The following is an 11,916-nucleotide window of genomic DNA, read 5'->3' on the forward strand; positions in this document are numbered from 1 at the left end:
GCCGGCTCGCCATGCCGGCCCAGACGCGCGCCGAGTCCCCCTCTCCTACGCCGACAAGCCTGGAGCGGTTCAACACCGAGCCCGCCGCGGACATCGAGCGCGCACTCCTGACCTGCCTGCGCAGCCTCCGCTGGGCCCGCCGCCTCACCGACCACCGCCCCTACCCGGACCTGGACTCCCTGCTGGCGGCAGCGGACGAGGCGGCGTACGACCTGACCCCGGCCGACCTGTCGGAGGCCCTGGCGGCAGAGTCCCTGCCCGACCTCCCGGACGGGGTGTACGCGGCGGCGCATACGGCATTGGGGGCGGCGCATGCGGCGTACGAGAGCCGTTTCGGACACGTGTTCGTCATCTGCGTCGACAGCCCCTCCCCGGACGGGGCCCTCAACCAGGTCCTGACCGGCATCCGGTCACGTTTGACAAACGATCCGGAGGAGGAACGGGTGGTGGCGGCAGAGGAACTCCGCCGCCTGGCAAGGGAACGGTTGGTAGGCGTGCTCAGGGGCGCGGGGAACTGCGCGACCAGCCACTGACGGCCCGCACCCGGCACACACACCGCACCCCCTCCCCCAGTAGCCCGTAAGAAGCCTGTTTGATCACATCAGTAGGCCCGCTGTAAGCGTTCCGACAAGTCGTCGCTACGATGGCCGGGGCCGGTGGACCGTACCCGGCCGGGCCCGTCCGACACACCGAGCCGGCGCGGCCCCAATCCCCGCTCCCGGAGGGTTTTCCGTGCCGGCTGGAACGCTGTACCGCGGCCGGGAAGGAATGTGGTCCTGGGTGGCTCATCGAGTCACCGGCGTCCTCATCTTCTTCTTCCTGTTCGTACACGTCCTGGACACCGCTCTCGTCCGTGTCTCCCCCGAGGCCTACGACAAGGTCGTGGCCACGTACAAGACGCCGATCGTCGCCGTGCTGGAGTACGGCCTCGTCGCCGCAATCCTCTTCCACGCGCTCAACGGTCTCCGCGTCATCGCCGTCGACTTCTGGTCGAAGGGCCCGCGCTACCAGAAGCAGATGCTATGGACCGTCGTCGGCCTGTGGGTCGTGCTGATGATCGGGGCGATCTACCCCGTCCTCGGCCACGCCGCTCGTGAACTGTTCGGGAGCTGACGCACATGGCGACGACTGAATCCACCGCCTCGGGCATCGGCCCCGTCGAGGGCGCGGGCGCGTTCTCCGGCTACGGCGTCGACAACCCGGCGCCCCTGATCGAGGCCCCGCGCAAGCGTACGAAGAAGACCCCCAAGTCCACCCGGGGCAACTTCGAGATGTACGGCTGGCTGTTCATGCGGCTGTCCGGCATCGTCCTGGTCGTGCTGGTCCTGGGCCACCTCCTGATCCAGCTGGTGCTGGACGGCGGTGTCTCCAAGATCGGCTTCGCCTTCGTGGCCGGCCGCTGGGCCTCCCCGTTCTGGCAGGTCTGGGACCTGCTGATGCTGTGGCTGGCGATGCTGCACGGCGCCAACGGCCTGCGCACCGTCATCAACGACTACGCGGAGCGCGCGAACACCCGGCTGTGGCTCAAGGGCCTGCTCTACACCGCCACGGTGTTCACGATCCTGCTGGGCACGCTGGTGATCTTCACCTTCGACCCGAACATCCGCTAGAAGTCTGATGGCCACGGTGCTGAGGACTGAGGGACTGAGGGACTGAGGAATTCCTGATGAAGATCCACAAATACGACACCGTCATCGTCGGCGCGGGCGGCGCCGGTATGCGCGCCGCGATCGAGTCGACGAAGCGCAGCCGTACCGCCGTACTGACGAAGCTCTACCCGACCCGCTCCCACACGGGCGCCGCGCAGGGCGGTATGGCCGCCGCGCTCGCCAACGTGGAGGAGGACAACTGGGAGTGGCACACCTTCGACACGATCAAGGGCGGTGACTACCTGGTCGACCAGGACGCCGCCGAGATCCTGGCGAAGGAGGCCATCGACTCGGTCCTCGACCTGGAGAAGATGGGCCTGCCGTTCAACCGGACGCCCGACGGGACGATCGACCAGCGGCGATTTGGTGGCCACTCCCGTAACCACGGTGAAGCGCCCGTCCGCCGTTCCTGCTACGCGGCCGACCGTACCGGTCACATGATCCTCCAGACGCTGTACCAGAACTGTGTGAAGGAGGGCGTGGAGTTCTTCAACGAGTTCTACGTCCTCGACCAGCTGATCGTCGAGGTCGACGGCGTGAAGCGGTCGGCCGGCGTCATCGCGTACGAGCTGGCGACCGGCGAGATCCACGTCTTCCAGGCGAAGGCCGTGATCTACGCGTCCGGCGGCTGCGGCAAGTTCTTCAAGGTGACGTCGAACGCGCACACGCTGACGGGCGACGGCCAGGCGGCCGTGTACCGGCGCGGGCTGCCGCTGGAGGACATGGAGTTCTTCCAGTTCCACCCGACCGGCATCTGGCGCATGGGCATCCTGCTGACGGAGGGCGCCCGTGGTGAGGGCGGCATCCTCCGCAACAAGGACGGCGAGCGCTTCATGGAGAAGTACGCGCCGGTGATGAAGGACCTGGCCTCGCGTGACGTCGTCTCGCGGTCCATCTACACGGAGATCCGTGAGGGCCGTGGCTGCGGTCCCGAGGGCGACCACGTCTACCTCGACCTGACCCACCTCCCGCCGGAGCAGCTGGACGCCAAGCTCCCGGACATCACGGAGTTCGCGCGGACGTACCTCGGTATCGAGCCGTACACGGACCCGATCCCGATCCAGCCCACCGCGCACTACGCGATGGGCGGCATCCCGACGAACGTCGAGGGTGAGGTGCTGTCCGACAACACGACGGTCGTCCCGGGCCTGTACGCGGCCGGCGAGGTCGCCTGTGTGTCGGTGCACGGCGCCAACCGCCTGGGCACGAACAGTCTCCTGGACATCAACGTGTTCGGGAAGCGGGCCGGGATCGCGGCGGCGGAGTACAGCCAGAAGGCCGACTTCGTCGAACTCCCCGAGAACCCGGCGGAGTTGGTGATCTCCCAGGTGGAGCACCTGCGCGACTCCACGGGCACGGAGCGGGTCGCCGCGCTGCGCCTGGAACTGCAGGAGACCATGGACGCGAACGTCATGGTGTTCCGTACCGAGCAGACGATCAAGACGGCGGTGGAGAAGATCGCGGAACTCCGCGAGCGCTACCGGAACGTGTCGATCCAGGACAAGGGCAAGCGGTTCAACACGGACCTGCTGGAGGCCATCGAGCTGGGCAACCTGCTCGACCTGGCCGAGGTCATGGCGGTGTCGGCCCTGGCCCGCAAGGAGTCGCGCGGCGGTCACTACCGCGAGGACTACCCGAACCGCGACGACGTCAACTTCATGCGCCACACCATGGCGTACCGCGAAGTCGGCGACAACGGCACCGAGTCCATCCGTCTCGACTACAAGCCGGTCGTCCAGACCCGCTACCAGCCGATGGAGCGTAAGTACTGATGGCAACCCCTGTTCTGGACAAGGCGGACGCGGCCGGCGAGCCCGAGCCCGGCTTCGCCGACTCCCCGTACATCACGGCAACCTTCCGCATCCGCCGCTTCAACCCGGAGCTGGCGGCCGAGGCGGTCTGGGAAGACTTCCAGCTGGAGATCGACCCGAAGGAACGCGTCCTCGACGCCCTCCACAAGATCAAGTGGGACCAGGACGGTTCGCTGACGTTCCGTCGCTCCTGCGCGCACGGCATCTGCGGCTCGGACGCCATGCGGATCAACGGCAAGAACCGTCTTGCCTGCAAGACCCTGATCAAGGACATCAACCCCGGCAAGCCGATCACGGTCGAGCCCATAAAGGGCCTGACGGTCCTGAAGGACCTCGTCGTCGACATGGAGCCGTTCTTCCAGGCGTACCGCGACGTGATGCCCTTCCTGATCACGAAGGACACCAACGAGCCGACGCGCGAGCGCTTCCAGACGGCGGAGGACCGCGAGCGGTTCGACGACACGACCAAGTGCATCCTGTGCGCGGCGTGCACGTCGTCGTGCCCGGTGTTCTGGAACGACGGCCAGTACTTCGGCCCGGCGGCGATCGTCAACGCGCACCGCTTCATCTTCGACTCGCGTGACGAGGCGGGTGAGCAGCGGCTGGAGATCTTGAACGACCGGGACGGTGTCTGGCGCTGCCGGACGACGTTCAACTGCACGGACGCGTGCCCGCGCGGCATCGAGGTCACGAAGGCGATCCAGGAAGTGAAGAGGGCGCTGATCACGCGCCGCTTCTGAGTCCAGTCCGGTTCCGCTACTGCGGTCAGGGCCCCGTTTCCCGGTTACGCGCCGGGGCGGGGCCCTGTGCGTATGTCAGGCGTCTGGTGTGCTCCTACCCGCGTCGTTCCCGTCGGCTGTTCCCTGGGCTTCCGCATCGGCCGCGACGATGAACGCCGATGTGTCGAGTTCGAAGTCGAACGGGGCGGGGATACGTACCGGCCGCCCGAAGGGCACACTGGTCCGCGACCGGTACCCCTTCGGAGAGGGATCCCAGAAGACGTTGATTTCCTGCATCTTCATGTCGAGCAGGAGATACACGGGCACGATCCGCCCGTAGGTGTCCAGCCTGTCGAGCCAGTCGACATCTTTGGTGGAGTCGGAGGTCAGCTCGGCGGCAAGGGAGAGAGCGGTTCCATCGGCGTGGCGGCCTTCGTCGTCAAAGGCGGCTTCGTCGGCGACGTGGAGGTCGGGCCCGAAGCCGCGCTCGGATCCAGGGAACCTGAAGAGAAAGGGCGCTACGTCGACGTCGTGCCCCTCCGGGGCGTGAGGCTCCAGTTGCAGCCGCAGAGCCTTCATCACCCTCTTGTAGCGCAGCTTCGACCACGGCGACACGACGATCTTCCCCCGGATGAGTTCGGCCTTGTAGCCGGCAGGTGTGTCCATCTCCTCGACAATCCGGAGCATGTCCTCGAAGGACCCGGTCGCAGGGGCCTCTACGTCGTCTATGGCTGTCGGACGCTCGGTCATGATGGTCACCACGGTCCTCCACTGGTTACAGAGCGTGTCGCGCCTTCCACCGTAGCGCCGGGCTGTATCGCCCGCCGCCCTGTGCTCGATCCAGCCGAGGCGGATGGAGACCGCCAGGAGCTCGTCGGGCTGGGACCGGCAGCGAAGCCGTCCTCTTGGTCTTCGACGCCGAGGACCTGAAAGCGATCGCCACGGGAACCCAGCCCCCAGAGAGCCCGTTTCCTCCGGTTTCACTGTCACCCGAAGAACATCCGAGCTGCTGTGGATGTCATGACTGAGGCCTACGAGGACGTGCCCTTCAGCGAACTGCTCCACCACCCGGCTGCGACCACGCGGAGGCCAGACGCCGTCCGCGCACTGCTGCTGCGACGGCGCGACGCGGGGGACCTCGCACTGATGCGGGTCGACCAGATGGAGCGGGATGCCTCAGTCGTGGACTTCACTTCACGTCCGCTCGCCGGACTGGTCCGCACCGAGAACATCGAGGCTCTGCGCCAAGCCCTTCCCGAAGCCCTGCCGTGGAGCACGTTCCTGCCTGCCGAGGACGTTGACACGCTCCTCGCGGAGCTGGTGGACACGGCACGCGGCGCGGTGGCCCTGGACAACCTCGCCCCCATCGCACTCCTGCTGACCCAGTGGCGTCACAGCGCCGGGATCTACGCGTATCCCGCTCCGCTGGCCATACTCACCCGCCTCACCCACGAACCGGAAGAAGACCTCGGCCTCTCACCTTTGCCCCAGGGGAACGAGTAAGCCTCAAGCGCGGAGACCGAGCCGCTCCCCCGCACCCGGCACCGTCGTAGTGAGGTGGACTTTCCGGGCCCAGGACGGTCAAAGCGTTCGCCACGACCGCAGCCGCTCGGCGACGCCGTACGAGTCCAGACCCAGAGCGCGAATGTCGTTGATCAGGTCGCGCCACAGCTCGAACTTCGTTTCCAGACGCTCGCCAGAGGCCTCCAAGTAGGCGACTGCGACGCCGTACCCGAAGAGTTCGTTGCGAGCGGGAAGCGGGCGCAGGAGCGGGAACGTGCTGCTTCGGGCGGCGGGGGCCAGTGGTGTGACGGTGGGGGCTGCGAGTGAGGTGGGGGTTCGGGCGGAGTTTCCGCAGTAGGGGGACGGCCGGAAGCCGAGGGCCCCGTTTTCCTTCCGAGGAAGCGGGGCCCTTCGGTGTCGGCCGGCGTCTGCCGAGAGCCTGGGCCCCGCCTACAACTGGCTCAGGATCGACTGATCCGTGATCCTCGCATCGTCCGCCAGCATCATCGCCTTGCTCAGAATCACCGCCAGCATCCGGTCCCCCTCGAAGGGGAGGTAACCGTGTTGGTGAGGCTCGGGGTTGCTCTTCGGGACAATGCACAGGTACCGGTCGCCCGGAGACATCAGGATGTTGCCCGAGCCCAAGTGGATTCTGTACGTGTGGCGTTCGCCCCGTACGTGCAGGAAGCGGCCCTCCAGGGTGCAGCGGTCGGCTATCGCCAGGCGGGGTATCAGGCGTTCCAGGAGAGTTCGTCTGGTCTGGGCGCTCTGGGACAGGTCGCCGAAGCCGTACGACGTCCAGTACTCGCGGAAGCGGCCGTCGGGGCCGCCGTCCTGCCAGGTCGGGTCGTTGCCGATGCTGGACACGCCCACGAACAGGTCGATGTCGCGCAGGACTTCGGAGAGGACCAGGGGTGGGATCGAGGTGAGGGGGAGGGGGTCCGCGGGGGCGCCGAGCGGGTAGAAGCGGACCTGGTCGGTGCGCAGGCGGAGGTAGGTGCCCGACTCCGTGGTGTCCACGTCGTACTCCTCGCCGTCGCCCGCGATCCAGTACTCGGCTCGCAGGCCCCACTCGGGGAGTTCGCGGATCGCCGGTGGAGCATCGTCGTCGAAGCACAGGCGGAGTTTGTGGCGCCAGCCCCTGATCGCCGCGAGGGAGTTGAACTGGTGCTGGCGTACGACGTGGGCCGCGAAGCGGTTGGAGTAGGTCGATGTCGTGCGTTCCGCGTCCGTGAGGAGGTACAGCTCTCTGTGGGCCTGTTTGAAGGGCTGGGTGATCTCGTGGCGCTCCAGCCAGTCCCGCCAGGCCATGATCTCGGCCGGTTCCCTGTCCACCGGGTGCCAGAGGGTCACCTCCGTGCCCGTCGTCACCGGGGTGTCCGTGAGGGTGCGCAGCTCGCCCTCGGCGAAGCCGGTCGGGGTGCCGTCCACCGTCCAGAGGAGTCGGCGGGCCAGGGTGCCCACCAGGGGGTGATCGAGGTAGCGCTCTCGCCAGGTCTCGTACGACCACGTGCGGCGGGCCAGGAACTGGCGGTCCAGGCGCTCGCGCTGGGCCGTCAGCATCTTGTCGATGTCCTTGGCCGCCGCCTTCAGCTCCTTGAGGTCGTCCGCGTGGTCCCTCCGGACCGACGCCGGTACGGTCTTCGTCGGCTTGCCTGCCGCGTTTTTCCAGGTCAGGTGGGTTCTTGTGCCTTCCGTCGTCAGCTCTGCCGTTGCTTCGCCCAGGTGGTGGGTCGAGCGGCCCACCTCCGTCAGGCCGTAGGCCGGGACCGCCAGTTCCTCGATCTCCTCGCGGCTCAGGCCCAGTGCGGTGGCCCGGGTCCGCAGGGCCGTGTCGAGGAGCTTCGCCGTGTTCTTGTGCGTCATGCGGGTGGACAGGCGTGCGAGTTGGGCGAGGGCCTCGTCGCCGTCGATACGGGAGAGGGCGACCACTCCCGCGTTGGCGACCTTCGGGTTGCGCGGGCCGATGCCCGCGACCCTTCTGAGGGAGGTCTCGACGAGGGTGCCGAGCGCGCGGGCCGTGTCCGGGTGTGGGGGCAGGAGCGAGAGCAGCCAGGCCAGGCCTCGGAGCGCGTTCGCGTTGTAAGGGTCGAGGGCGCTGTTGATATCCGGGTCGTGCGGGCCGCACTCCAGCGGGAACGTGCGGGGACGGCCGACCAGCGTGAGCCAGCGGAGTGCCGTCACGCGTACCTGGTCTGCTCCGAGCGTGTCGGCGAGGGTGCGGGCCCTCTTGTCCCACGTGGCCGTGGGTCGGGAGGCGGTGGCGGTGGTGAGGTGGGCGAGCAGGGCTTCCCAGCCGGGGCCGGTGGCGTCCGCCATGGCACGCTCCGCCCATTCCTCGCCCACGTTGAGTACGGGCCGGTCGGTGCCCTCGGGTGCGGGGTGGGGCTCGTAGCCGGTGAGGCCGGAGCGGCGGAAGAACGCGACGACGGCGGGCGCGAGCACCCTGCCCCTGGTGATCTCGGCTTTGGCGAGGAGGTCGAGCCGGGCTCCGTACCAGTAGTAGTGGTTCACCCTGCCCAAGTAGGCCAGTTCCTCGAAGCGCTCGGCGGCGAGCGGATCGTCGGCGAAGTCCCCGGAGAGGGCACTGACCAGGGTCAGCTTGTCCGTCCGGTGGTCGGGGTCCTGTCCGCGCTCATGGAAGCCCTCGACCAGCACGTCGACGAGACGGCGCCGCTCCACCGGACCCAGCCTGGTCAGCACGTCGAGGACCGCGTCCCATGCCTCCTCCCAGTAGCCGTCGCGGGCGCTGATGGCGCTCAGGGCGGCCTTCGCCGTCAGCTCCATGTCGCCCTCGGCGATCCGGCGGCGCACTTCTCCTGCCAATCCGTAAAGGCGCATGACCGTCACCCACCCACCAGCGGAACCAGCTTCAGAAACGTGACCTCCGTGCCGAGCGTCAGCTCGATCTCCTCGTCGAGGTCGGTCACCTGGCGCTCCCCCACCAGCACCAGGAAGCCGTTGCCCGCGAACGCGCGGAGTGCCAGCTCGGTCTGGGCCTCGGGGTCTATCCGGCGAGGTGTGCGCAGCGCGTAGCCGTTGAGCACGCGCTCCGCGTGTTCCGGCTGCACCAGGCCCTGGAACACCTCCGGCGTACGCGCGTTGTACTCCGCGGCCTCCTGGAACACCCGCCGCCGGATCAGCTCACGCAGCGCGAGCCGTTCCTCGGCGATCTCCAGCCCCCAGCCCTCGGCCCGGGCCCCGCTTGTCGTCTCGTCGACGAACGTCACCATTCCCATGCCGACGACAGTACGAGGCACCACTGACAATCACCGGCGCGTCGGAGATGCCCGATTTCGACCGACCATCCCCTTACCCTGACGCCATGTCAGATGACGAGTCGTACGAACTGCTCGGTTTCGACAACGTGCTGCTGCCCGTCGGTGACCTCGCCGAGGCGGTCGCCTTCTACGAGCGTGCCGGGTTCGGCATCACCGCCCGGCTCGACGAGGCCGGGATCGCCGTACTGAGGGTCGGCCCCGAGACCCCGGGCCTGTTGCTGCGCGTCGAGGAGGCGCTCGGCCACCGGCCGCCCCCGTGGGCCTCGCCCCGGATCTGGCTGGAGGTGCCGGACGCGAAGGCGGCGGCCCGTGCCATGGCCTCGGCCGGCATCACCCCGCTCGACGCGCCGCTCTCCGTCGCCACCGGGTGGACCGTCGAGATCGCCGACCCCTGGGGCAACGTCATCGGCTTCACGGACTACCGGAAGCGGCCGGAGCTCGGGCGGTCATGACCCCGGTCGGCGATTGATCGCCGTCAGGTCGACGTCGATCTCGAAGGGCACGGTCACCTTCAGGCGGTCGTGGAAGATGCCGGTGAGTGCGTAGGCCTTGGTGGCCGGGTCGAGTTCGTAGACGTAGACGACCGGGAGCCCCTGGTCGCCGTCCTGCTCGACCCGCCAGAAGTGCGGCACCCCGGCTGCCGCGTACTTGCGGGGCTTGACCTCGCGGTCGCGTTCCAAGGTGTCGGCGGCAACGACCTCGACGGCCAGGAGGATGTCCGTCGCCTCGTACCAGGTCTGGTCCGGGCCGGTGTTCGCCGTCTCCGGGAAGACCATGACATCCGGTTCGGGACGGTTCCTGGTGTCCAGCTTGACGGTCATCCGGGACAGGACATCAAGGTTGTCCGGGGCCTGCCCCCAAAGAGCACGCTCCAGCAGACGCAGCGCGCGGGAATGGAACCGTGTCTGCGGGCTGACGAAGACGAGGCTCCCGTCGAGCAGTTCCGTGTGCGACGGGAGACCGGGGATGCGGTCGAGGTCGTCGGCGGTCCAGCCTCCCGGGGGCGGGATCGGCCAGCGGTACGGCGGTTCGGCGTCGAACCACTCCTCTCGCTCTTCGTGCGCGGCGCTCACGGCTGCCTCCCCCTCCAAGACCGAGTCCCGTCCTCGACTCAACGCGACCAGCTCAACCCCAGTTACGACTTGAACGTGTTCAAAAACAGGTCTACAGTCTTCCCCGTAAGCGCTTTTGAACGCGTTCAAGTCGTTCAGATGGTGCAAGGCACACGGGGACAAGGACGAAGAGACATGGACCTCACAGTCGTCGCATACGTCATCTATCTGCTGGTCAGCGTCGCGCTGACCGTCTGGGTCGCGCGGACTCTCAGTAGCAACGGGCGGATCTTTCTCGCCGATGTGCTGCGGGGGAACGAGAAGCTCGCCGATGCCGTCAACCATCTGCTCGTGGTCGGGTTCTATCTCGTCAACCTCGGGTTCGTCGCCCTCTATCTGAGCGGTGACGGGGACATCGGCAGCACCCGGGAGGTCTTCGAGGCCCTCTCCACCAAGCTCGGGGTCGTGCTGCTCGTCCTCGGTGTCATGCACCTCGCCAACGTGTTCGTGCTCAGCAAGATCCGGCGGCGGGGTGTCATGGAGCGGGAGCAGGTGCCGCCCGTCGCGCCGCAGGGGTGGGTCGCTCCCACCGCCGGGGCGTGAGCAGGATGAGCCAACTGGACGCGGTGGGGTCGGGCGACACCACCGCCCGCGCGGACCGGCACGCCACGGGGGGCGTGCCGGTCCGCCGGCTCACCGTCCTGTACGACGCCGACTGCGAGCTGTGCGCCTTCGTGCGGGAGTGGCTCACGCGGCAGTCTCAGCTCGTGCCGTTGGTGCTGGTTCCTGCCGGGTCCGAGCGGGCTCGGGGGCTCTTCCCGACCCTCGATCACTCCGCCACCCTCGCCGACATCACCGTCGTCGGGGACGGAGGGCAGGTCTACCGGGGTGCCGGTGCCTGGGTTGTCGTCCTTTGGGCGCTGCGCGAGCATCGGCCGCTCGCCCATCGGCTCAGTACCCCGGCCGGGGCCCGGGTCGCCAAGGCCGCCGCCCTGGCCGCCGCCAAGTGGCGCGGGGCGAAGAAGGACAACCACAGGGGTGGTCGGCGGGGGTACCAGCGGCCCGACGGATGGTCGTACGATCCCAGCCTCGGGTGGATCCACAGCCCGCCCGGCTGTGACAGCGGCGCCTGCTCCACTGGTTAGGCTCCTTTCCGTGCCAGCAGCAGCCAAAGACAGTCCCAGCCCCAGCCCCAAGAGCGAGCAGACCCGTGCGCTCATCCTGGAGACGGCCATGCGGCTGTTCAAGGAGCGCGGGTACGACAAGACGACCATGCGGGCCATCGCTCAGGAGGCCGGGGTTTCCGTCGGCAACGCCTACTACTACTTCGCCGGCAAGGAGCACCTGATCCAGGGCTTCTACGACCAGCTGGCCCTTGAGTACCAGGTGGCCGCTCGGCAAGTCCTGGACAGGGAGACCGAGTTGGAGGCCCGGCTCGCCGGGGTGCACCGGGCCTGGCTCGATGTCGCCGCTCCCTACCACGAGTTCGCCGTGCAGTTCTTCAAGACCGCCGCCGATCCGAACAGCCCTCTCAGCCCGTTCTCCGCCGAGTCGGAGCACGCGCGCGTGCAGGCCATCGAGGTGCACAGGGAGGTGCTCGCCGGGTCCAAGGCCAAGGTGCCGGAGGAACTCAAGGACGTACTGCCCGAGTTGATGTGGCTGTCCCAGATGGGGTTGGTCATGTACTGGATCTACGACCGTACGGAGGGGCGTGAGCGCACCTACCGGCTCGCCGGGCGCGGTGCCCGGCTCACCGCGCGCGGGGTGACCCTGGCCCGGTTCCGGGTGCTGCGTCCGCTCGTCCGCGAAGTCCACGACCTGTTCAGCGACTTCCTGCCCGGCATGACCAACGCCCTTCCCGAGGAGGGTGGGAAGGGCGCTTCGGCCACCGAGAAGTGAGT

The 11,916-nt window shown here is 68.0% G+C and carries 14 protein-coding genes; 10 read left to right on the forward strand and 4 right to left on the reverse strand.

What is annotated here, in order from left to right; all coding sequences use genetic code 11:
• Positions 1–11 precede the first annotated feature (11 nt).
• The 5 genes from LUX31_RS15295 to LUX31_RS15315 all read left to right on the forward strand — a co-directional run bounded on the left by LUX31_RS15295 (position 12) and on the right by LUX31_RS15315 (position 4,200).
• The gene (locus tag LUX31_RS15295; protein ID WP_235475347.1) at positions 12–533 is read left to right on the forward strand and encodes a 2-oxo-4-hydroxy-4-carboxy-5-ureidoimidazoline decarboxylase; all 522 of its coding nucleotides are present in this window, start codon (positions 12–14) and stop codon (positions 531–533) included.
• A 199-nt stretch (positions 534–732) separates the two neighbouring features.
• Positions 733–1,113, forward strand: a complete 381-nt coding sequence (sdhC, locus tag LUX31_RS15300) for a succinate dehydrogenase, cytochrome b556 subunit (RefSeq protein WP_105973587.1) — start codon at positions 733–735, stop codon at positions 1,111–1,113.
• 5 nt (positions 1,114–1,118) lie between these two features.
• Entirely contained in the window at positions 1,119–1,610 is a 492-nt protein-coding gene (locus tag LUX31_RS15305) for a succinate dehydrogenase hydrophobic membrane anchor subunit (protein ID WP_235475348.1), read from the forward strand.
• 56 nt (positions 1,611–1,666) lie between these two features.
• The gene (gene sdhA, locus LUX31_RS15310; protein ID WP_235475349.1) at positions 1,667–3,421 is read left to right on the forward strand and encodes a succinate dehydrogenase flavoprotein subunit; all 1,755 of its coding nucleotides are present in this window, start codon (positions 1,667–1,669) and stop codon (positions 3,419–3,421) included.
• Positions 3,421–4,200 (forward strand): succinate dehydrogenase iron-sulfur subunit, encoded by a 780-nt coding sequence (locus tag LUX31_RS15315; RefSeq protein ID WP_235475350.1) that lies wholly within the window; start codon positions 3,421–3,423, stop codon positions 4,198–4,200. The genes sdhA and LUX31_RS15315 overlap by 1 nt, the downstream gene beginning before the upstream one ends.
• 75 nt (positions 4,201–4,275) lie before the next feature.
• On the opposite strand, the gene LUX31_RS15320 is transcribed toward LUX31_RS15315, so the two are convergent.
• A complete protein-coding gene (locus LUX31_RS15320) occupies positions 4,276–4,929 on the reverse strand; it encodes a Uma2 family endonuclease (RefSeq protein ID WP_235479928.1) in 654 nt (217 codons plus the stop codon).
• A 270-nt stretch (positions 4,930–5,199) separates the two neighbouring features.
• On the opposite strand from LUX31_RS15320, the gene LUX31_RS15325 reads away from it, so the two are divergent.
• Positions 5,200–5,682, forward strand: coding sequence for a hypothetical protein (locus LUX31_RS15325; protein ID WP_235475351.1), 483 nt, complete (start codon positions 5,200–5,202; stop codon positions 5,680–5,682).
• A 450-nt stretch (positions 5,683–6,132) separates the two neighbouring features.
• On the opposite strand, the gene LUX31_RS15335 is transcribed toward LUX31_RS15325, so the two are convergent.
• Together LUX31_RS15335 and LUX31_RS15340 are read right to left on the reverse strand one after the other, a co-directional pair.
• Positions 6,133–8,523, reverse strand: a complete 2,391-nt coding sequence (locus LUX31_RS15335; protein WP_235475352.1) for a DUF4132 domain-containing protein — start codon at positions 8,521–8,523, stop codon at positions 6,133–6,135.
• Between the two features lie 5 nt (positions 8,524–8,528).
• Positions 8,529–8,921 (reverse strand): hypothetical protein, encoded by a 393-nt coding sequence (locus LUX31_RS15340; RefSeq protein WP_235475353.1) that lies wholly within the window; start codon positions 8,919–8,921, stop codon positions 8,529–8,531.
• An 86-nt stretch (positions 8,922–9,007) separates the two neighbouring features.
• Between LUX31_RS15340 and LUX31_RS15345 the strand changes: the two genes are divergently transcribed.
• Positions 9,008–9,415 (forward strand): VOC family protein, encoded by a 408-nt coding sequence (locus LUX31_RS15345; RefSeq protein ID WP_235475354.1) that lies wholly within the window; start codon positions 9,008–9,010, stop codon positions 9,413–9,415.
• Here LUX31_RS15345 and LUX31_RS15350 read toward each other — a convergent pair.
• Complete coding sequence (locus LUX31_RS15350) at positions 9,410–10,036, reverse strand: Uma2 family endonuclease (RefSeq protein ID WP_235475355.1); 627 nt, start codon at positions 10,034–10,036, stop codon at positions 9,410–9,412. The two genes, LUX31_RS15345 and LUX31_RS15350, sit on opposite strands and share 6 nt — an antisense overlap.
• Positions 10,037–10,210: 174 nt before the next feature.
• On the opposite strand from LUX31_RS15350, the gene LUX31_RS15355 reads away from it, so the two are divergent.
• Genes LUX31_RS15355 through LUX31_RS15365 form a run of 3 tightly spaced genes read left to right on the forward strand, consistent with a single transcriptional unit; the run spans position 10,211 to position 11,914 of the window.
• Entirely contained in the window at positions 10,211–10,618 is a 408-nt protein-coding gene (locus LUX31_RS15355) for a hypothetical protein (protein ID WP_235475356.1), read from the forward strand.
• A 5-nt stretch (positions 10,619–10,623) separates the two neighbouring features.
• Positions 10,624–11,160 carry a thiol-disulfide oxidoreductase DCC family protein gene (locus LUX31_RS15360; RefSeq protein ID WP_235479929.1) on the forward strand — a complete coding sequence of 179 codons (537 nt, stop codon included), beginning with the start codon at positions 10,624–10,626 and terminating at the stop codon, positions 11,158–11,160.
• A 10-nt stretch (positions 11,161–11,170) separates the two neighbouring features.
• Positions 11,171–11,914, forward strand: a complete 744-nt coding sequence (locus tag LUX31_RS15365) for a TetR/AcrR family transcriptional regulator (protein WP_443045963.1) — start codon at positions 11,171–11,173, stop codon at positions 11,912–11,914.
• The last annotated feature ends 2 nt before the right edge of the window (positions 11,915–11,916 follow it).

The organism is Streptomyces sp. GQFP, from assembly GCF_021545335.1.
Taxonomy (GTDB): domain Bacteria; phylum Actinomycetota; class Actinomycetes; order Streptomycetales; family Streptomycetaceae; genus Streptomyces.